Here is a 21754-nt window from a genome sequence, read left to right on the forward strand (position 1 = left end):
GGCTCTCGTCCAGAGGACCTGAAGGGTCATGAGCCCTGTTTCACCAGCCGGTTCACAAATCCGCGCACCAGCGGCGCCACGACCAGCACCACGCAAAAGGCAACCGGCCATCCGAACAACCACGCGCTGAGCCAGGCATCCACGGTCTGCGCCGTGAAGCCGACATTCTTGAGGGCCGCAACAAAGGTCACGATGCAGGACATGATCCCGGACAAAAGGAAACCAAACAGGACCGGGGCGAAACGAGCAGGCAGCATGGACGACTCCTTGATCACATTCAGCGGTATATATGTGACAGACGAAGCAAGAATGCCAGCCGTTTGCGGCTTCACATCAGCACAACTCCCTGTGCGAAAGTCTCAGATCATCCAGCCCAGACTGTCTTCGGTACGCAAGGTGGACGGCGTGTATTCGGCGCTGACCCAGCCTTCATAGCCGCTGTCATCAATGGCGGCGAAAAGTTCCTCAAAATCAACCGGACCCGTGCCCGGCTCGCAGCGGCTGGGGGCTGCTCCAATCTGGATGTGAACGACCTTTTCCGAGAAATTTTCCCAGACCTTGAGCGCATCGCCATGGATCAGCTGGGCGTGATAGGCATCGTATTGCAGGCCGACATTCGGGCGATCCACGGCCTCAAGCACCTCGGCGGCCAAGTTGTAGTCGTTGAGGAAGTAATCCGGCTGATCGCCCGAGTTCAGCGGTTCGATGGTGAACTGCTGCGAAGGTGCCCGGTCAGCGGCCCATTGCAGGTTCTGAATGAAGGTCTGTTTGGCCAGATCCCCTGAGGTGTAGCCAGACATAATGTGAATCGCGCCGGGACGCAGGATGTCCGCGTAGCGCAATACCCGGCGGATATCCCGCTGAAACCGGTCCGTACCGCCCGGCAGCGCGGCGTAACCGGGCATGCCGCCGGTATAGTTGGGAGGCGGCGCATTAATAAGCAGCAACTCCAGCCCATTGGACAAAAGCGCCCGCTGGGTTTCCTTTGCTGCCAGTTCATAGGGAAACAGGATCTCAACCGCCTCGAACCCAGCCTTGGCTGCCGCCGCAAAGCGCTCCAGGTAGGGGAGTTCGGCAAAAAGCAATGAGATATTCGCGGCAAAACGTGGCATGAACTGTCCTGTGGTTTTGGGCGAAGGTCTATCGTTTTGGCGTTTCTGCGCCAAGGGACGGAACATCAGGCATTGAAGGCAACCGCCACACAATCGCCATACTCTCGACTCGTTTTCGCCAGAGCCGTCTTTCGCGCCGCCGATGCACGACCACCGCCCTTGCGCTCAGACCTCTTCGAGTTCGACAGAGGGAATGACAGGAAAGAATTGCCCCGACGACCAAAGCCCGAACCAGCCTTCGTGATGCGCGCCCAGTTCAACCAGCCGGTAAAAGCTCTTGCGATCGATGAGCGCCTCAAGGCCGGCGCGGATCTCAACATAAGGAGAGGGTTCACCGCTTTCTGGATCGCGCACCACGCGGATCGGATGATCCGGACCGGCAACCGCGCTGTCCCCGACATGAGTGGTGAAGGTCAGGACCTGAGCGACGCCCGTCCCTGCCGCTTCGAAATCCACCGCCACGAAAGGCGCATCATCGACCGTGATCCCGACTTTCTCCACCGGGGTCACAAGGAAGTACTTGTCTCCCTCGCGCTTCAGGATTGATGAAAAAAGGCGCACCAGTTCAAACCGCCCAATCGGAGTGCCCAGGTAGAACCAGGTGCCATCGCGTGCGATACGCATGTCCAGATCGCCGCAAAACGGCGGGTTCCACAGGTGAACAGGCGGCAATCCGCCCCCTTTTCGGGCCGCTTTGGCTGATGCGGCCAACCCGTCGGCTGTCGGTGTCACGATGTTTTGTCCACTCATTGTTTTTGCCATTTCCGCTGGGCGCTATACACTACTCACATATATGCGCTGTGAAAGGAAAGTCATGTCCGAACCCGATGATCTGCTGGCCGAGATCGAGGCGCTCGAAACCAAGCTGCAACAGGCGCGCGCGTCGATCACCCGCCGTTTTATCGGACAGGAGCGGGTCGTGGACCTGACCCTTGCCACCCTGCTCTGTGGTGGTCACGGGCTTCTGGTCGGCCTGCCGGGCCTTGGCAAGACACGGCTGGTCGAAACGCTTTCGACCGTGATGGGCCTCAATGGCAACCGCATCCAGTTCACCCCCGATCTGATGCCGGCCGATATCCTCGGCTCCGAGGTGCTGGACAAGGCCGCAGACGGCACCCGCGCCTTCCGCTTCGTGCCGGGACCGATCTTCTGCCAGCTTCTGATGGCGGATGAAATCAACCGCGCCAGCCCGCGCACCCAATCGGCGCTGCTGCAAGCGATGCAGGAGCGCACCGTGACCGTCGCAGGCGAAGACCGCCCGCTGGGAACGCCGTTTCATGTGCTGGCCACCCAGAACCCGATCGAGCAGGAAGGCACCTACCCCCTGCCCGAGGCGCAGCTGGACCGCTTCCTGTTCCAGATCGACGTGCATTATCCCGACCGCGGCACCGAACGCGATATCCTCCTGGCGACCACTGGCGTGGAAGAGGCCGAGGCCCATCAGGTCTTTTCCGCCGACGAGCTGATCGCCGCCCAGACCCTGCTGCGCCGGATGCCGGTCGGGGAGTCCGTGGTCGAGATGATCCTCGATCTGGTGCGCGCCTTCCGTCCCGATGAACCGGGCGTGTCGGACCGCGTTGCCCAGACCGTGGCCTGGGGACCGGGTCCACGCGCGGCGCAGGCGCTGATGCTGGCGGTGCGCGCCCGCGCGCTGTTGCAGGCGCGGCTTGCGCCCAGCGCCGAGGATGTGATCGAGATGGCCCGACCCGTGCTGACTCACCGGATGCAGCTGAACTTTGCCGCCCGCGCCCGTGGCGAAAGCCTGGCCGATCTGATCGACGAGACCGCCGCAAGCCTCGCGCGCACCGGGGTCGCCGCGTGAGCCAGCCCGCCGCCTCTTCCACGCAGGGCGCTGCCGACCTGCGCCACCGGTCCGAGGCCGAAGCCAGCGCCCTGCCGCCGCTTTTGGTGCAGGCGCAGATGCTGGCAGGCTCGGTCCTTTTGGGGGAACACGGGCGGCGCCGCGCCGGAACCGGCGATGATTTCTGGCAATATCGCCCCCTGCAACAGGGCGACAGTCGCCGCATGATCGACCACCGCCGCTCGGCGCGGGGGGATGTGCAATTCGTGCGCGAACGCGAATGGCAGATCGCCCAGACCGTGCACCTGTGGACGGACCTTGGCGCCTCGATGCGGTTTTCCTCTTCCCCCGATCTGCCGCAAAAGATCGACCGCGCCCGCCTTCTGGCGCTGGCGACCTCGGTGCTGATGCTGCGCGGCGGGGAACGGGTGGGCCTCACCGGCGGCAAGCTGCCGCCCCGCAGCGGCAAGGCACAGGTTCTGCGTCTGGCCGAGGCGCTGGGCGCCGAGGATGACGCCGATTACGCTCCGCCCGAACATCGCGCCATGGTGCCCCATGCCCGCGCCCTGTTCATTTCGGATTTCCTTGGCCCCTTTGACGAGTTGCAGCTGGCGCTGACCAAGGCTGCCGACCGGGGCGTGCGCGGAGTTCTGTTGCAGGTACTGGACCCAAGCGAGGAGAGCTTTCCTTTTTCGGGGCGCACCCGATTTCACAGCATCACCGGTGGGCTGACCCATGAAACACTGAAAGCCTCGGCGCTGAAGGATCGCTACCTCGACCGGCTGGCGGAGCGGCGCGATGCGCTTGATCGCCTGTGCCGCAGCGCAGGCTGGCGCCTTGGGCTGCATCACACAGGCGATCAAGCGCAATCTGCGCTGATGTGGCTCTATCACGCGCTGGAAAGGTCCCCCGCATGACCCTGATCGCTGGCATCGGATTTGCCTATCCCTGGCTCCTGCTCGGCCTTCTGGCCCTGCCTATCCTCTGGATCCTCCTGCGCGCAGTGCCGCCAGCACCCCGGCGGCAGCCCTTCCCGGCTGTGACCCTGCTCTTGGGCCTTGGCGATGACGAGAGCCTGTCTGACCGTACGCCCTGGTGGCTGTTGCTGCTGCGCATGCTGGCGCTGGCCGCCGCCATCATCGGTCTCGCCGGTCCGGTGCTGAATCCCGAGGCCCGCCAGACTGGCAGCGGGCCGCTGCTGGTGGTCATGGATGCGACCTGGGCGGGTGCCGAAGGCTGGGAGGAAACCCGTGATCAGATCTCCATGCGCCTCGAAGAAGCCGGGCGGGCCGGTCGCCCAGTCGCCCTGTTGCGCCTGAGCGAACCGGACGAACTGCAATTCCGCGCCGCCGCCGACTGGCTGCAGCAGTTGCCGGGTCTGGACCCGCAACCCTGGCAACCCTCCGCCGCTCAGGTGGAGCAGGCGCTGGCGCATATCGAAACGGCATCGGAAAGCTTTGAGACGCTCTGGTTCAGCGATGCGCTGGACTATCCCGGCCGCGACCAAGTGATCGCCACGCTCGAGGCACGCGGCACGCTTACCGTATACGAACACCCCGGCCCTGTTTATGCCCTTGCCCCGCCCACAATCGCGGATGGTGCACTGGAGCTGACCGCCGAACGCAGCCTTGCAGGCCCCATCGAAGAGCTGACCCTGCAAGCCCGAGGCCGCGATCCGGGCGGCACCCTGCGCAGCCTCGCGCAGGCCACGCTGAGATTTGAAGACGGTGAAAGCCGCGCCACCGTGCGTCTGGCGCTTCCGTCCGAACTGCGCGCGCGCATCACCCGCTTTGAACTCACCGGCCAGCGCAGCGCCGGGGCCGTTGCTCTGGCAGACGATGGGCTGCGCCGCCGCGAGGTGGCCCTGATCGCCTCCGAAAGCGAAGACGAGGGCCTCGCGCTGCTGTCGCCGCTGCACTATCTGCGGCAGGCGCTGTTGCCCTCTGCAGACCTCTTGGAAGGCGCGCTCAGCGACCTTTTGCCTGCCAATCCCGATGTGATCATCCTCGCCGATGTGGCCCGCCTGCCGCCCGCGCAGGAAGAGGCGGTGATCGAATGGGTCGAGGCGGGCGGCCTTCTGGTGCGCTTTGCCGGGCCGCGCCTTGCCGCCAGCGACACCGCCCGCAGTGAAGAAGAGCCGCTGATGCCCGTCCGCCTGCGCCTTGGCGGGCGCAGCATCGGCGGCGCCATGAGCTGGGGAGAACCAAAGACCCTTGCGCCCTTTGCCGAAGGCACTCCTTTTGCAGGACTGGTGGCCCCCGATGAGGTCACCGTAACGGCGCAGGTCGTTGCGCAACCCGACCCCACGCTTGCAGCACGTTCCATCGCGGCTCTGGCCGATGGTACGCCGCTGGTCACACGCAAAGCGCTGGGACAGGGGCAGGTGGTGCTGTTCCATGTAACAGCGAATGCGGAATGGAGCAGCCTGCCGCTGTCAGGCCTCTTTGTGCAAATGCTGGAGCGGCTCGCGGTATCCTCGTCGGTGGGCACGCCCGAGGCGGCCAGCCTTGAAGGAACGGTCTGGCGGCCGGTCTCGGTCATCGACGGTTTTGGCCGCGCGGGCGATGCGGGCACCCTACCGGGTGTGCAAGGTCCGGACCTGATCACGGCCCCTGCCGGCCCCCTGTTGCGCCCCGGTCTTTATGACAGCGGCAGTCAGACCTTCGCGCGCAATGTCATGCGACCGGATGACACGTTGAGAGCGGCGACCTGGCCTGCCTCCGCAATGGTACTGGGCTACAGCCTGCCGCAGGAGCAGCCCCTGGGCGGAATGCTCTTGGGTCTGGCGGTTGCCTTGCTGGCACTGGATGTGCTTGCCACGCTCATGGTGTCAGGCCAGCTTGCGAACCTGCGACGCAGAACGGCTGCGGTACCGTTGATCGCGGGTCTGACGCTCGCCAGTCTGGCCCTTTCGGCAGATGATGTCCTTGCGCAAAGCGAAGGCTCAAACGATCCAATCGCAATGGCGGCTGAGCTGACCCTGGCCCATGTTCTGACAGGAGATGCAGAGGTCGACCGGATCGCACGGGCCGGTCTGCAGGGCCTGTCTGACACGCTGTTCTTCCGCACCTCGATTGAGCCATCGGACCCTGTCGGCATTGATCTTGAACGGGATGAACTGGCCTTTTTTCCCCTGCTCTACTGGCCCGTGACAGCCGATCAGAAAATGCCATCCCCTGCCGCCTATGACCGGCTCAACGCCTACTTGCGCAGTGGCGGCATGATCCTGTTCGACACCCGCGATGCGGATGTCGCCGCAGTCGGTGCCACCAGCCCGCAAGCCCGCAGGTTGCAGCAACTGGCCCTGGCGCTGGACATCCCGCCACTGGAGCCTCTGCCATCGGACCATGTTCTGACCCGCACATTTTACCTGCTGCAGGATTTTCCCGGCCGTCACCCCCGTGGCCCGCTCTGGGTCGAAGCGGCCCCGCCCGATGCCGAACAGACCGAAGGCATCCCCTTTCGCAACCTCAATGACGGGGTGACCCCGGTGGTGATCGGCGGCAATGACTGGGCCTCGGCCTGGGCGGTGGATCAAAACGGGCGCCCCTTGCTGCCAGTGGGACGTGGCTTTGCCGGTGAACGGCAAAGGGAACTCTCACGACGCTTCGGGGTCAATCTGGTGATGCATGTGCTGACCGGGAACTACAAATCCGATCAGGTCCATGTACCAGCCCTGCTTGAGCGGCTGGGACAATAGAGGCAGGCCATGACCCAGACAATCCTTTTTGATCCTCTGTTGCCCTGGCCTGCGATCTGGGCGCTGACAGCGATAACCGCTGTCGCCCTTTTTATTGCGATCTGGACCCGGATGCGCGGCTGGCTCTTGCGCGCGGGCGCATCGCTTGCGCTCCTGGCTCTGCTCGCAGGGCCGGTTGTGCAGAATGAAAACACCGCGCCGCTCAGCGATATTGTCATCGTCGCAACAGATGAAACCGCCAGCCAAAGCCTGCCCGGACGCCCCGAGCAGATGAAGGCCGCCACGAAAGAACTCGCACACGTTCTGGAGGCACGGCCCAACACGGAAACCCGCTGGATTACCGTTCCGGATGCGGCGGATGACAGCGGCACCGCCCTGATGCAGGCTGTCTCGGACGCGCTGGCCGACGCGCCCCGTGGACGGATTGCAGGCATCATCGCCCTTTCCGACGGGCAGGTGCATGATGCGGATCGGGTGCCGGACCTTCCTGCCCCGCTTCACCTGCTGATGACCGGCAAAGACAGCGACTGGGACCGCAGACTTGCGGTCCGCAACGCCCCCGCCTTTGGCATTATTGGCGAGCCGATTACCCTGACGCTGCGCATCGAAGACCAGGGCGCGGTACCTGCGGGGAGCGCTTCGGCCCCCCTGGATATTGCCATCGACGGGGGCGACCCCAAGCGGTTCAACCTGCCGGTGGGCGTGGATTTCGACCTGCCACTGGCGCTGCCCCATGGCGGGAGAAACGTGATCGAATTCTCAACGCCCGAAGCGGACGGAGAGCTGACCACGCGCAACAACACCGCGCTCATCCAGATCAATGGGGTACGTGACCGGTTGCGCGTGCTTCTGGTCTCGGGCGAGCCGCATCCCGGCGGGCGTACGTGGCGCAACCTCCTGAAATCGGACAGCTCGGTCGATCTGGTACATTTCACCATTCTGCGCCCGCCGGAAAAGCAGGACGGAGTGCCGGTGGACGAGTTGAGCCTGATCGCCTTTCCGACGCGCGAATTGTTTCTGGAAAAGATCGACGATTTCGATCTCATCATCTTTGACCGCTATAAACGGCGCGGCATTCTGCCTGCGATCTATCTCGACAATGTTGCTGATTATGTCTCCAAGGGCGGCGCGGTTCTGATCGCCGCCGGCCCCGATTTTGCCGGTGCTGCCAGTATCTATCGCAGCCCCCTGTCGGCCGTCCTGCCCGCCAGCCCCACGGCGCGCGTCTTTGAGCAGCCCTATCTGCCGGAAGTGACGGACCTTGGCACCCGCCACCCGGTGACTGCAGATCTGCAGGCAGACGGCACATGGGGCCGCTGGCTGCGACAGATTGATCTCGAAGCGCCCGAGGGCAATGTCCTGATGGAAGGGGTCGACGGGCGCCCGCTCCTGATCCTCAATCGCGAAGGTGAAGGCCGGGTTGCTCTTCTGGCCTCGGATCATGCCTGGCTCTGGAGTCGCGGCTATGAGGGCGGCGGCCCACAACTTGAGCTGCTGCGCCGACTGGCCCACTGGATGATGAAAGAGCCGGAACTGGAAGAAGAGGTTCTGACCGCCGAGGCGACGGGCCAGACCATGCAGATCACGCGGCGCAGTCTCGAAGACAGCATCGGCGCGGTGACCATCACGGCCCCAGACGGCAGCGAGACAGCGCTTGAACTGGCGGAAGTGGCTGCTGGAATCTGGCAGGGGCGTTACACAGGCAGCGAAATCGGCCTTTATCGGCTGAAAGAGGGGGACGCAGAAGCGGTGATCGGCCTGGGCCCCGCATCGCCAAAGGAGTTCGCCCAGACAATCGCCACCGGGGATATTCTGCGCCCGGTGATTGCATCAGCGCGCGGCGGGATCCTGCGGCTTGAAGAGGGGCTTCCCCGTCTGCGTGATGTGCGAGAAGGACGCCCCGCGTCGGGGCGTGGCTGGATCGGCCTGACCCCGCGCGAGGCCTATGAGACCCTTTCAGTCTCTCAGCACCCCCTGCTGCCGACCTGGCTCATGCTGCTGGTGATTGCCGCACTGATGACCGCCGGTTGGTTGCGGGAAGGGCGGAGCTGACCGATCGTTTGGTAAAGTTTCCTTGGCCGTTCTGACACAGGTGAACGGGGTCCCTCCCGCCCGTATCGGGTCTCCTGCCGGAGACCTCTCCAGTTGGGCCAGGCGCCGCGCAAGCGCGGCGTTGTCTGGAATGGCTGCCCGGCGTGACACAAAATGCGCGCCGGATTGATCGATCACTCTATCTGGATTGCGACGCGCGCGGACCGCCCGGCCGCATCGACCACCACCAGATCGGAAAACCCCGGACCTGGGCTCGGGATTTCAAGCTCACGGGCCTGAAACCCCTTCAGAACAGGCCTCCCATCAGCAAGCACGACAAAGGGCGCCTGCCCGCCGCGCAGCTTGAGCGGCAGGCCTTGGCCCTCCAGCGCAAGCCGTGCTCCATCGGGTGGGAACAGGAGTTGAGGCGCATCTCCTGCCGGTTCGAACACGGCACCCCGAGCCCGGAAGCGGCGCAAGGGTGCGGGCAGTGCAGCAGCAGACAATATCAGCGTCGCGGCAGGTGGGGGGGCGAGTGCATCGTATTCCGGCTTCAACAGGCCGAAGGCTTCAAACAGAACAGGTGCGGCCAAATCGCCCCCAAAGGCGCCAGGCACCGGGGTGCCATCGGCCCGCCCCATCCAGATGCCGATCACATGGCGCCCATCCCAGCCCACCGCCCAGGCATCACGGTGTCCGTATGATGTGCCAGTCTTGTAGGCCAGAACACCCGCCCGCCCACCCGGCGGCGGAGCGAGGTCGCGCAGGATGTCGCCCAGATGCCAGGCTGCCACATCCGAAATCATCCTGGGGCGTTCGGACCTGGCCGTACCGCCCAGAACGCGCAGATCTGCGCCCTGTCCGCCTGCAGCCAAACCCGCATAAAGTTGCACCAGATCCTGCAGGGAGAGACCCACTCCACCCAGCGATATCGCAAGACCGGGCGCGCCACCCGGCAGATGTGGGTCGGCGCCCCCACGGCGCAGCGCGGCCATGACCTGCGCCGGGCCAAGCTCTCGGGTCAGTTTCACCACCGGTATGTTCAGCGACAGCTGCAGAGCCTCGCGCACCCGTAGATCTCCACGGAATACACCATCGAAATTCTGCGGCGCATAGCCTTCGAAATCGACCGGGCCGTCGTGGATCAGGGTCTCCGGATGCACCAGCCCCTGATCGAAAGCCAGCCCGTAGATCAGAGGTTTCAGGGTTGAGCCGGGAGACCGCAGCGCCTGGGTCATATCCACAAACCCCTGCCGACCCTGATCTGCATAACCGGGTGAGCCGACAGAGGCGAGCACCTCGCCCCTCTGGTGGTCGGCCACGATCAGCGCCGCCGACAGCCGATCCCCGGCCCACCGTGCGGACGCTTGCACCAACCGTTCCATCCGGGTCTGAAGCTCTGCATCAACGGTCAATGACAGCCGCTGCGCACCCGGCATCTCAAGGCGCAGGCGATCGGCCAGATGCGGCGCCAAGCGGGGCATCTCGGCCATGACCACTGGCAAGGATGACCTGCCGGCAGTTATCCCATCTTCAGGATCCAATACGCCGCTTGCAGCCATCCGCGCCAGGACCTGCGCCCGTGCAGCCCGAGCCGCCTCGGGTGCGCGGTCGGGTCTGCGGCCTTCGGGTGACTGTGGCAAGGCGACCAGCAGCGCGGCCTCTGCCGGTGTCAGGCGGCGCGGCTCCTTTCCGAACCAGACATAGGCCGCCGCGCGCACCCCTTCGACATTGCCGCCATAGGGTGCATGGGTGAGGTAGAGCGTCAGGATCTCGGATTTTCTGAGGCGCCGCTCCAACGCCAGCGCCAGCCGGATCTGGCGCAGCTTTCCGGACCAGCGCCCTGTGGGACCATCTTCCAAAAGACGCGCAAGCTGCATGGTGAGGGTGGAACCTCCCGAAACCACCCGCCCATGTCGCAGCGCCTGTCCCGCTGCCCGGACAAGCGCCAGCACATCCACACCCGAATGGGACCAAAAGCGGCGATCCTCATAGGCGATCAGCATCTCAAGGAAACGCGGATCCACCTGATCAAGGCTGAGCCCCATGCGCCAGATGCCATCCTCCACCGGATAGACGCGCAAGATCTGCCCGCTGCGATCCAGAACTTCGGTCGAGATTTCGGTGAGCGTCAGGGGCAACTCGGTCCGCTCAATCCAAGCATCGAACTGGCGCCAGCCAAGGCCAAGGCCCAGAGCCAATGCACAGGCCAGCCCAAGCCAACGGAATCTGACAGACCAGACGAAAGGCACGGACACCCCCCGCCCCACTCGTTTCATCGAACCTCGACCCGGCCTGCTGCGGTATGGGCGCGATAGGCGGGACGGTACATATCCTCGACCGAGGCAGCAGGGTGATGGAAGCTGCCCGGTGTCACCGCGCGGGCCACATAGGCGAGGGTCACCGTGCCGCTGCCACCGATATCAACCGCCGCCAGGAACCGGTCTGCACGGAACTCGGCATGGGTGGCTTCGCTCAGCTTCAGCCAGTCCAGATCCCGCAGGTCGCCTGAGCGCAAAAGGTTTGGATTGTCGATCTCCACCCCGGCGGGCAGCGGGTCATCCACCATCAGCCGTGCTCCGGTGTCTTCATGCGGGATAACCGTCAGCACCGTCACAAAGCGCGCTCCGGTTTCAAAACTGAGGCTGTCGATCGGCATGCCCTCCATCGTGTAATAAGAGCGGTTCAATGTGTAGCCATAGCCACCCGCCTCCGGCGCGATCTCGGGCACGCCCATCGTGGTCAACGTGACCTCGATATTACGGCCAGAGGCAGCAGAGATGGACTTGGGATCTGCACCGCTGCCGCCCTCCAGCACTTCAATAAACGGTCCGCTGGCAGTTTGTCCGTTGATCAGCAGGCCGCTTTCCTCAGGGGTTGAAACCAGAGCCTGAGCTGCCAACAGGGTCCAGGCGGCCTCTTGCGTTGACATGGACGAGCCATCTTCGGTGATACGCGCCAGCAAGTAGTCGCGGCTGACGGCGGCGCTACCCGCTTCGCTGGCCAAGGCGAGAACTGCCGCCGCATCCCGGCGATGGGTCCCATAGTCGACCCGCCAGACCGGAGCCTCGGCACCGCTACGGCCAAGCATTTGCGCGGCACGGGCGAACATTCGATCTGCACGCCGCTGATCACCGTAGGCCGCAAGGGCTGCCCCCAGCTGCGCAGCTGCCAGCGGGGTGGCAAAATCGCCCGATTTTACATCCGCATAATAGCGCAGATCGCCCATTGCGGCGGCCCCTTCGCGCGCCAGAACCAGCAACGCATAGGCAATGTCTTCTCCGCCCTCATCGAAATCGGGGGCGTAGTTGATACGGTTTCGCAGGTTGTCCATGGCCTGAGCAAAGGCCTGGTCCGGGACGTCGTGTCCTTGCGCACGGGCGCGAGACAGGAAATCGCTGGCATAGGCATCGAGCCAGAAATCCCCACTTTCTGCCCGCCAAAGGCCAAAGGCCCCATTGCTTGCCTGCCGTGTCAAAACCTTGCGAATGGCGGTATCAATGCGCGCACTCACAGCAGGGGCATCGCCCAGCCCTGCGGCTTCGGCGACCGAAGACAGGTACAAAAGCGGCATCGCGGTGGACGTTACCTGCTCGGTGCAGCCATAGGGATAGCGATCCAACTGTGCCAGAAGGCCGGGCACGTCGAACCTTGCCAAAGGCCCGGAAGAAAGCACCGCGCGCGTGGTGCCCGGTCTGAGGCCCGCAAAGACATCCTCGCTGAACTGGAAGCTGTCGCCCGCTGCAAGACGGAAGCGCCGCGTTTGCGCGACAGCAGGATCATTCGCCCGGACCGGCAGGCGCAGCCGCTGGGTCAAAGGCAGCCCGGCAGGCGTCGTCAGTGTGAGTTCAATCTCGGGGTCACCCGCGCCAAGGGCCGTCACCGGAAGCTCCAGCACCGCTTTGCCCTGCTCAGCCAAAATGACCGAGGTCGGCAGGTTGCCAAGGCTGATCCCCGCACCGACAGAGCGCGCCGCAAGCGCCATTTCCCCGGCAGGACCATCGGCATGAACGATCTCGATCCGGGCACGGCTCTGATCCCCAGGCGCAAGAAAACGCGGAACCGCAGCGGTCACGACCACAGGATCCCGCACCAGCATATCTGCCTCGGCCTGCCCCACGGCGCGTTTCGACCAGGCCACTGCCATGAACCGGACCGTGCCATTGAAGGCGGGCAGGTCGACGGGGAACATGGCAGTTCCGTCTTCCCCGACCTGCAAGGGGCCAGAGAAGACCGCGACCAGATCCTGCGTTGGCGGCGGCGACTGCATGCGCATGCCATTGTCGGCATCCCCGCCCGAACGCACCTGCCCCATGGCGCCGTTTCCTGGATTGATCAGACGACCATAAAGATCGCGCAGCTCCATCCCCAACCGCCTCTGTCCGTGATAATGCCCTGAGGGATCGGGGCTTTGGAATCCGGTGAGATTCAGGATGCCCAGATCCACGGCAGCTACGGTCAGCCAAACTTCTTCGCCTGCGGCTGCGCCATCGACGCTGATCCGCGCCATCTGGGTGCCACGCGGGCGCGCCACCTCGGGCACATCGATTGCGACCTTCAGCTCTTGTCCGGGCTGAGTGACCGTTGCATGGGCGAGCCCCAGCGCCCGCGCCGGGGAGCGGCTGGCCTGCCCCGTGACAGGCTGCAGCACGGTCGCGGTCACATAGGCGCCGCTGCCCCACTCCTCGGTCACGCTCAAGGGGATCGTCGTCTCACCAGCGGGCACTTCGACTGCCATGCGTTCAATCAGGCGGTTGGAAACGACCGTGATCAGCGCCGTCCCCGCCGCCCGCGGCACGATACGCAGTCGCGCGGTATCACCGGGCTGATAGCTGCCCGCATCCAATGACAGGTCCAACCGGTCAGGCGTAGCCGCAGAATCGGCTGGCGCATACCAGCCCGCATAGAAATCCAGAGCCGCAGAGACGGGCGTGCCATCCAGCCGTTCAATCACCAGCTCGTAGCGACCCCACTGAACGGCTTCGGACAGTTGCAGCGGCGCGGTGCCGAGCGTCGCTTCTCCGGTAGCAACCCGAGTGCGGCGGGTGGTCGGCTCCCAGTTCCAGTTGCCATAAAGCTGATACCACTGGTAGCGCGTCTCGACCCGGTTCAGGGTCCATTTCACATGCATCGGCTTTGGCAAAAGGTCAGGGCCGAGGGAGATCACCTCGAATCCGGCCTCGCTGCCCTCGCCGACCACACCCTCAAACAGGGGGCGGATGCCGATCACCGGCGTCGCGGGGCGGACAGGAATCGTCAGCTCACGCTCAACCGGGCGAGCAGCGCCATCCATCAGCCGTGTAACGAACGTCGCTTGCATCGGCTTGCCCTCCGCGACGGCAGAAGGCAGAGACACCACAAGCGAGGCCGCTCCTGCCGCGTCGGTCTTTTCCCCGCCAAAGTACGAGCGCTGCGGGTTGGACTGCGCATCATAGCGGCCAAAGCGGTAGCCGGGCCAGCCCTCGACCGTGTCGCTGGCGCTGAGGCGCAGATCGCCGTCGATGGTCAAGCCGCTGCCTGGCGCGCCGAACAGGTATCGGGCCGAGATATCGAGCTGCGCCGCCTCTCCGGGCATCAACGCATCGGCATTGGCAACGCTTTGGCTGAAATCGATCCGTTCGGGCAGGAAATCCTCGACAAGGATCTGCCGCGTGGCCAGCGCAGGGCCCTTGGGATCGCTCTTGAGGTCCAACCGCCAGGTGCCGCGAGGAGCCGACTGACCGATCGGTAGAGACAACACATGTCCTCCGGTCTCTCCCGCTGCCGAGACATGACGGCTGTACTCCACCCCATCAGGGCGGTGCAGGATCGCAGTGAGGGGCAGGCCTTCGATCGCCTGGACGCGGCTGTCACGGGTCAGGGCCGTCACATGGATCACCTCCCCGGCCCGGTAAGCGCCGCGATCCGTGGTAAGAAAGACATCCACCGGACCCGGCGCGGGTCGCCCTTCGACCCCTCGATCCGATAGGTCAAACGCCGCACCCCTAAGTGATAGAAAGGAAAAATCCATATCACCCTGTCTTGCCATGACCATTGCAGGCATCGCAGCACCCCGCCCGCGCGACAGGCCCGGCGCAAAGCGGACATAGCCCGTCGCATCGGTTTCAGCGCGCGCCAGCACGGCATTCGCGTTGGAAACAAGCGTTACTTCGACCCCGGCACGGGGCTTTGCGTCCGTCAACCCCTGCACCTGTACATGCAGCCCGTCGACACCCGCCATGGTGCTCAGACCAAGATCCGTCAGCACGAACCACTGGGTCGCACCGGGGTCATCATAGGGGTCAGCCCCCGGAACACGGGCCGTCAGTGCATAGACCCCTACCGGTCGGTCAGCCAAAACCTCAGCCAGGGGAATTCGGGTGGTCATGTCGCGGTTCAAATCATTCTGGACGCGAGCGGTTCCGGTCCAGACTTCCTCTCCGATGTCGGAGGAGAAATACTCATCCTGCCAGTGGGACAGGGGGCGACCGAAATATCCCTCCTGCAGGGTGCGCAGCAGGTTTCGGTCGCTGACCCGCCGCAGTTGCAGGCTGATGTCGCTGATATTGACCGTTTCAACAGGCAAGGCGATCTGATCAGATTTCGCAAGCACATAGGCGCGGCCCGGAAAACGCACGGCAGGGGCGCGGTCTCGCACGTAGTGGGTCAGCTCCACCTCGCGGATCAAAGCCTCACCGCTGCCAGCGGGCAGGCCGCGCCGCAAAGTGAAGCGATACCGTTTGCCGTGTTCCACGCCATCGAGACACAGCCGACGACCACTGGCCTCAACCGCAAGGCCAGCATCCATGCCCTTGATGAAATCGCCATAATTCACACCGCTGCGCTGCAGATCCTCGGAAAACTCCACGCAGATCCGGGGGGCGGCACTGTCGTTTTCAACGGTACTGCCCGAAACGCGAAAGCCGTATTTTCCAATCGCCTCGTCCAGCAGTGCCGCCGCTTCAGGGCGCGGCGCGAGATCCTGCGCAAGGCGCAAAGCAGGCAGCATATCACGCCCCCGGCCAAGGCTCTCGAGGGCGCGGGCGGCGAGCAGCATCGCTTCTGCCTGCTGCGGCTGCGGTCTGGCGCGCAGGTAACCGTTTATCGCCGCGGACAAGGCCGCTTCACGCCGGGATTGCTTATTCTGGTTGCCCTGCTCCGCGATTCGCAGCCAGAGCGTGGAGATCTCGTTCCACAAGACGGGATCGTCCGAAATCGCAACCGCTGCACTAAGCCAGCCAAGCGCGTTCTGTACATTGCCGCCGCGCGCCTGCATCCGCCCGGTGCGGATCATCTCGTCAAGGCTGGCGCCGTAGGCCGGGTAGCGCAGACCGATGTCGCCTGCCTGCCGGAGCGCGGCCTCAAAATCCCGAGGGCGCAGGAACGGCGCCGCATCTGCGCGCTGACGGGCAGCCGATTGGAAAGCCGCCGTCACCGGCACTTTCACGGCAGAGAGTGCGCCACTGTAGGGCGTTGGCTCATTCATCTGCGATTTCGGGAAACAGGCATTGGCCTTGCTGTTGAAGGAGAACCCGGCGCAATTGACGTCAGCGCTGCAGGCCTTGACGCAGGACCTTAGGTCCGTGTCGAAAAGAGCCTGCAGATCAGAGCCGTAGTAATCGGTGTCCGCAAACGACTGGTACCGCACCTGCGGCAGAACCTGATCTGGCGCGGACTGCGCATGAGCCACCGAAATCCACAATAGCGAAACAAAAACGGCAATAAATCGAACCAGCATGGCACCCTCCAAATAATGTCAGGCTGACATGCGTTTAACGCCATAGCAAGGTTTCCCGTCGTAACACGAAAGTCGGGCACGTGTGTCTCATTTGAGTAAGGCCAGGCGCAGTGTGTCTGTAGATTGAGGTTGGAGCACGCAGGGATGAACCTTGCCGAAAAACTCGCTGAGGAACGCCGGGCGCGCCTGGCGGCAGAGCGGCTGCTTGAACTCAAGCAGGCCGAGCTGACCGCTGCGAACCGGAAACTCGGTCGGCATGCGCTCGCCCTCACCCGTCAGATCGGCGAAACCCAGGCCGAAGTGGCCAAGACCCGCGACGAGAATGCGAAGGTCAAATCAGACCTCAGCATGGCCAACGAGAAAATTGAACAGGCCGAACGCCGCCTGTGGCATTCGATCCAGGCCTTTCAGGACGGCTTTGCCTTCTTCGACAGCGACAGCCGGTTGATTGGCGCAAATACAGCCTACCTCAACATCTTTGATGGGCTGGAAGAGATCAGCCCCGGTGTTTCCTATGTTCGCATCCTGCAGATCCTGACCGATGAGGGGCTCGTCAACACCGGCGACATGCATCCTTCCGACTGGCGCGGGATGATGACCGACCGCTGGATGTCCCTGAAACCCGAACCCATCGTGATCCAGATGTGGGACGACCGTTTCCTGCGGCTCATCGACCAGCGTGGTCAGGGCGGGGACGTCGTGAGCCTTGCGCTCGATATCACCTCATCGGTCCGCTACGAAGAAGAGCTGCGCGCCGCCCGCGAGCGCGCCGAGAGCGCAAACCGCGCCAAATCGGCCTTCCTTGCCAACATGTCCCATGAGATCCGCACCCCCATGAACGGTGTGATCGGCATGGCAGAGCTGCTGAGCGACACCGAGCTGTCCGAAGAACAGCGCCTCTACGCCAATACGATCAAGAACTCGGGCGAAGCGCTGCTCGTGATCATCAATGACGTGCTGGACTATTCCAAGATCGAAGCGGACAAGCTGGCGCTGCACCCCGAGCCCTTTGATCTGGAGCGCAGCATCCATGAGGTTGTGATGCTGCTCCAGCCCACGGCGCGGGACAAGGGGCTGGCCTTGCTGGTCGACTACGACATCTTCCTGCCGACACGCTTTGTGGCGGACCCCGGGCGCATCCGGCAGGTTCTGACAAACCTCGTCGGCAATGCGGTCAAATTCACCAAGGAAGGCCACGTTACGATCCGCATCACTGGCCTCGTGGAACCCGAAGGCAACCGTTGCTCGGTTCATGTGACCATCGAGGATACCGGGATCGGCATTCCAAAGGAAAAAATGGAACACATCTTCGGCGAGTTCAATCAGGTCGAAGACGAGCGCAATCGCAAATTTGAAGGCACCGGTCTTGGCTTGGCCATCTCCAAGCGCCTGATCGATTTGATGGGTGGTGAAATCTGGGTCGAAAGCGAAGAGGGCCAAGGATCCTGTTTCGGCTTTCGCCTTCCCATGCCGACGCCCCAGGGCGCCCTTTCCGACATCCCCGAGGTGCCCGCAAGTCTGAAAAAAGTGCTGCTGGTGGACGATATCCCGCTCAATTGCGAAATCATGCAGCGCCACCTGATGCTGCGCGGAATTGACGTCACATCTGCCCAGAGCATCGGCACGGCGATCGACGCCATGACACCGGATATCGATCTGGTCATCTGCGAGCACAACCTGCCCGGCGGCGGTGGGGTTAAACTGGCACGGACCCTCCATGAAGGAGAATGGCGGGACGTCCCCTTCCTTCTGCTCAGCTCGAACCCGCACACGGTTCAGGATGCAGATGTCGAAGAGTTGAGCTTCCACATCCTGCAAAAGCCAACCCCCAGAGATGAGCTCTTCGAGAAACTGGCCGAGATCGGAACACGTCCGGTTGCATCATCCGAACCGGCACCGGACGCGCATGTGCCTGAAGAGCCGGAGCCGCTGACGCTGGAAGAAGCCTATGCCGCCGACAATGCGAAAGAGGCTGCCCCCAATGCTGTGCTCACACCTGCCGCACCCGTTGAGACCGGAGCAAGCGCCCCCCGCCTGATGAGGGTCCTGGCGGCAGAAGACAACAAGACCAACCAGCTCGTATTCCGCAAGATGGTCAAGAACACCAACATTGACCTGCAATTTGCCAACAACGGTGTCGAGGCGGTGGCCGCCTATCAAAGCTTCGAGCCCGATCTGATCTTCATGGATATTTCCATGCCGGTGATGGACGGCAAACAGGCCACCGCAGAAATCCGCCGGATCGAAGAGGGCACCGGGCGCCACGTGCCGATCGTGGCCCTGACCGCCCATGCCATGACAGGCGACTCCGAGGGGATCCTGGCGGCCGGCCTTGATCACTATCTGACCAAACCCCTTCGCAAGGCGCTCATCCTCGAAAGGATCGAGGAATATGTGCCCGATGATGCACAGTCGATCGACATTTCCCCGGCCGCCTGAATTCGATCAGGCGCCCCGCAAAAAGACCGGCTTGTCCGGTTCCGACAGCTCCGGCTGATGAACGTAGCCACCCGTATCGAACTCTTTCAACGCCTCCGCGTCATTCAGCCGGTGCTGGATGATGTATCGCGCCATCGCACCGCGTGCGCGTTTGGCATAAAAACTGACAACCTTGGGCGTACCATTTTTCATCTCCATGAACACCGGTGTGATCACTTTCGGCTTCAGCGCCTTCAGGTCCACGGCGCCAAAATACTCCTGGCTGGCGCAGTTCACCAGAATGTCGCTGCCCGTCGCTTCGGCCTGGGCGTTCAGTGCCTCGGCGATCTGGCTGCCCCAGTACTCATAAAGGTTCTTGCCGCGTTCGTTCTTAAGGCGCGAGCCCATCTCCAGCCGGTAAGGCTGCATCCCGTCCAGCGGTCGCAGCACACCGTATAGCCCGGACAGGATGCGAAAATGATCCTGCGCCCAGGCCATTTCTTCAGCATCGAGCGACGCGGCCTCAAGCCCCTGGTAGGTATCCCCGGCAAAAGCCAGCGTCGCCGGGCGCAACGCCCCGGGCGCGGGGTTTTCCTCGAAGGTGCGGAACCGGTCATAGTTCAGCTTGGCCAGATCCTCGCTGATATGCATCAGCTTCATCAACTCGGCCACCGACAGCTCCCGCGCGGTGCTGTTCAGGCGCACCGCGTCCTCCTGGAACACGGGCGCCGTCATCTCCATGTCGCGCTCGGCCCAGTTCAGTTTCTTTGCAGGGGAAACCACTACCAGCATCTGTCATCCTCGCTCTGTTCTTGATGGGACTTAGCCCGCGCCGCGCAGGACGTCCAGAAACGCCGCGGCAAAACGTTCCGCGCGGCGCTCCCCCAAGAGCCGTTCCAGCCCCGCCGCGTCTTCGGGACGCAGCTGCGCCACCTTCGCCAAGAGAGACGCCGAACAGCTGAGCGGTTTCAGCGTGCCACAGTCTCCGCGCGCAAGCTGGCCCTGTGCCTCCAACAAAGCATCATAGAGCGATCCCGCCCCGTCCCGCGCCGCCAGCTTCCTGCGCTGCGGGTGCAACTGCTCCACCGCGCCGGTGATCACGCTGAGGAACGCATCGCCATAGCGCTCCAGCTTCTTGGCGCCGACGCCGCTGATCCGCGCCAATTGATCCAGGCTCTCGGGGCGCTGCTCGGCCATCTCGATCAGGGTCCGGTCGGGGAAGATCACATAGGCGGGCACCTTCTGCGCCTCGGCCAGGGCGCGGCGTTTCGCCTTCAAGGCCGACAGCAGTGGTGCATCCTCTTCCGAGACCAGCGCCTTGACCGCCGGGCGGCGATCAGCGGATTTGATCGTGTCCTTGCGAAGCTCGATCCCGGCCTCGCCGCGCAGCACCGGCAAGGCCGCCTCGGTCATGCGCAGGGCGCCGTGACGTTCGGGGTCCGGGCGCACCAGATCGTGCCCCATCATCTGCCGGAACACCGCCTGCCATTGGCCTTTGCCGTATTCCTTACCGCAGCCAAAGACCGAAAGTTCATCATGACGCTTGGCCCGCACCCGGTCGGTTTCGGTGCCGCGCAGAATGTCGATCAGATGCCCAGATCCGTAGGTTTCATTGGTGCGCAGGATTGCAGACAGCGCCTTGCGCACCGCCGTGGTGCCGTCAAAGACCTCCACCGGGGTGTCACAGAGATCGCAATTGCCGCAAGGCGCAGCCTCTTCCCCAAAATAGGCAAGCAGAGTCTGACGGCGGCATTTCAGCGCCTCGGCCAGCCCCAGAAGGGCATTCAGGCGCGCGTGATCTGCGGCGCGGCGTTCCGGCGGCGCCATGCCCTCGTCGATCTGGCTGCGGCGCAGGCGGATATCCTCGGGGCCGAACAGGGTGAGCGTTTCCGCCGGTGCCCCATCGCGGCCCGCGCGGCCAATCTCCTGATAGTAGGATTCGATGCTTTTGGGCAGATCCGCATGGGCGACCCAACGGATGTCAGGCTTGTCGATCCCCATGCCAAAGGCCACGGTCGCCACCACGATGAGCCCATCCTCGCGCGCGAACCGCGTCTCAACAATGCGCCGGTCCTCGGCCTCCATCCCGCCGTGATAGTGACAGGCCACATGGCCCGCATCGCGCAGGGCGGCGGCAATCGCCTCGGTCTTGGCGCGGGTGCCGCAGTAGACAATGCCCGACTGCCCCTTTCGCGCAGCTGCAAACTCAAGGATCTGGCGGCGCGGCCCGTCCTTGGCGCCAAAAGCAAGATGGATGTTCGGCCGGTCAAAGCCGCGCAGGAAGGCGCGCGGCGCCTCGCCATCGAACAGCTTTTGAACGATCTCTTCCTGGGTTTCCTGATCCGCCGTTGCGGTAAAAGCCGCCAGCGGCACGCCCAGCGCGCGGCGCAGCTCGCCGATGCGCAGGTAGTCGGGGCGGAAATCATGGCCCCACTGGCTGACGCAATGGGCTTCGTCCACGGCGATCAGCGACACACCGATGCGCCGCAGCATGCCCATGGCCGCCCCCGACGCCAGACGTTCCGGCGCCATGTAAAGCAGCTTGAGCCGCCCTGCCTCGATCGCCTGCCAAACGGCTTCGGTCTCTTCCTCGGTATTGCCCGAGGTGAGCGCACCGGCAACGACGCCCGCCTCCTGCAAAGCGCGCACCTGATCGCGCATCAGGGCAATCAGCGGCGAGATCACCACCGTGATGCCGTCGCGCAGCAGTGCAGGAAGCTGATAGCACAGGGATTTCCCGCCCCCGGTCGGCATGATCGCCAGAACGTTCTCGCCACCCGTGACCGCATCGACGATCTCTTCCTGGCCGGGGCGGAAGGCATCAAAGCCAAAGATGTCGCGCAGCAGCGGGGTCGCCGGGGACAGATCTGTCGTCTGCGTCATCAATGGGAGGGCCTTATCGGAGTGTCTGCTCGGGTTTGGGCACACAATCCCACAGGACGAATCGGGCGGCAAGAGGCGCTTTCGCTCGATTC

Annotated in this window: 12 protein-coding genes; 5 read left to right on the forward strand and 7 right to left on the reverse strand. The window is 63.8% G+C overall.

Annotation, left to right across the window (positions count from 1 at the left end):
• Nucleotides 1-26: 26 nt before the first annotated feature.
• The 3 genes from AADA15_RS07300 to AADA15_RS07310 all read right to left on the reverse strand — a co-directional run bounded on the left by AADA15_RS07300 (nucleotide 27) and on the right by AADA15_RS07310 (nucleotide 1862).
• Nucleotides 27-257 (reverse strand): DUF2798 domain-containing protein, encoded by a 231-nt coding sequence (locus tag AADA15_RS07300; protein ID WP_341640881.1) that lies wholly within the window; start codon nucleotides 255-257, stop codon nucleotides 27-29.
• 102 nt (nucleotides 258-359) lie between these two features.
• On the reverse strand, nucleotides 360-1112 hold the full coding sequence (locus AADA15_RS07305) for a hydroxypyruvate isomerase family protein (RefSeq protein WP_341640882.1): 753 nt from the start codon (nucleotides 1110-1112) through the stop codon (nucleotides 360-362).
• Nucleotides 1113-1277: 165 nt separating this feature from the next.
• Entirely contained in the window at nucleotides 1278-1862 is a 585-nt protein-coding gene (locus AADA15_RS07310; RefSeq protein ID WP_341640883.1) for a DUF1285 domain-containing protein, read from the reverse strand.
• A gap of 64 nt (nucleotides 1863-1926) precedes the next feature.
• On the opposite strand from AADA15_RS07310, the gene AADA15_RS07315 reads away from it, so the two are divergent.
• The 4 genes from AADA15_RS07315 to AADA15_RS07330 are packed head-to-tail and all read left to right on the forward strand — an operon-like array spanning nucleotide 1927 to nucleotide 8665.
• The gene (locus AADA15_RS07315) at nucleotides 1927-2934 is read left to right on the forward strand and encodes an AAA family ATPase (protein ID WP_341640884.1); all 1008 of its coding nucleotides are present in this window, start codon (nucleotides 1927-1929) and stop codon (nucleotides 2932-2934) included.
• Nucleotides 2931-3830, forward strand: a complete 900-nt coding sequence (locus AADA15_RS07320; protein WP_341640885.1) for a DUF58 domain-containing protein — start codon at nucleotides 2931-2933, stop codon at nucleotides 3828-3830. The genes AADA15_RS07315 and AADA15_RS07320 overlap by 4 nt, the downstream gene beginning before the upstream one ends.
• Complete coding sequence (locus AADA15_RS07325; protein ID WP_341640886.1) at nucleotides 3827-6613, forward strand: DUF4159 domain-containing protein; 2787 nt, start codon at nucleotides 3827-3829, stop codon at nucleotides 6611-6613. Before AADA15_RS07320 ends, AADA15_RS07325 begins: the two co-directional genes overlap by 4 nt.
• A 9-nt stretch (nucleotides 6614-6622) precedes the next feature.
• The gene (locus AADA15_RS07330; RefSeq protein ID WP_341640887.1) at nucleotides 6623-8665 is read left to right on the forward strand and encodes a hypothetical protein; all 2043 of its coding nucleotides are present in this window, start codon (nucleotides 6623-6625) and stop codon (nucleotides 8663-8665) included.
• Nucleotides 8666-8838: 173 nt separating this feature from the next.
• Here the strand turns inward: AADA15_RS07330 and pbpC are convergent, their stop codons facing one another.
• Both pbpC and AADA15_RS07340 read right to left on the reverse strand, forming a co-directional pair.
• Nucleotides 8839-10923, reverse strand: coding sequence for a penicillin-binding protein 1C (gene pbpC / locus AADA15_RS07335; protein ID WP_437343179.1), 2085 nt, complete (start codon nucleotides 10921-10923; stop codon nucleotides 8839-8841).
• Nucleotides 10920-16361 (reverse strand): alpha-2-macroglobulin family protein, encoded by a 5442-nt coding sequence (locus AADA15_RS07340; RefSeq protein ID WP_341640888.1) that lies wholly within the window; start codon nucleotides 16359-16361, stop codon nucleotides 10920-10922. Before AADA15_RS07340 ends, pbpC begins: the two co-directional genes overlap by 4 nt.
• 144 nt (nucleotides 16362-16505) lie before the next feature.
• Here AADA15_RS07340 and AADA15_RS07345 point away from each other — a divergent pair, with 144 nt between their 5' ends.
• The gene (locus AADA15_RS07345; RefSeq protein WP_341640889.1) at nucleotides 16506-18800 is read left to right on the forward strand and encodes a response regulator; all 2295 of its coding nucleotides are present in this window, start codon (nucleotides 16506-16508) and stop codon (nucleotides 18798-18800) included.
• Nucleotides 18801-18806: 6 nt separating this feature from the next.
• On the opposite strand, the gene yaaA is transcribed toward AADA15_RS07345, so the two are convergent.
• Nucleotides 18807-19571 (reverse strand): peroxide stress protein YaaA, encoded by a 765-nt coding sequence (gene yaaA / locus AADA15_RS07350; protein WP_341640890.1) that lies wholly within the window; start codon nucleotides 19569-19571, stop codon nucleotides 18807-18809.
• Between the two features lie 30 nt (nucleotides 19572-19601).
• Nucleotides 19602-21662 carry a DNA helicase RecQ gene (gene recQ, locus AADA15_RS07355; RefSeq protein WP_341640891.1) on the reverse strand — a complete coding sequence of 687 codons (2061 nt, stop codon included), beginning with the start codon at nucleotides 21660-21662 and terminating at the stop codon, nucleotides 19602-19604.
• Nucleotides 21663-21754 lie beyond the last annotated feature (92 nt).

Origin of the sequence: Phycobacter sedimenti (assembly GCF_038148855.1) — a bacterium.
Classification (GTDB): Bacteria; Pseudomonadota; Alphaproteobacteria; order Rhodobacterales; family Rhodobacteraceae; genus Phycobacter; species Phycobacter sedimenti.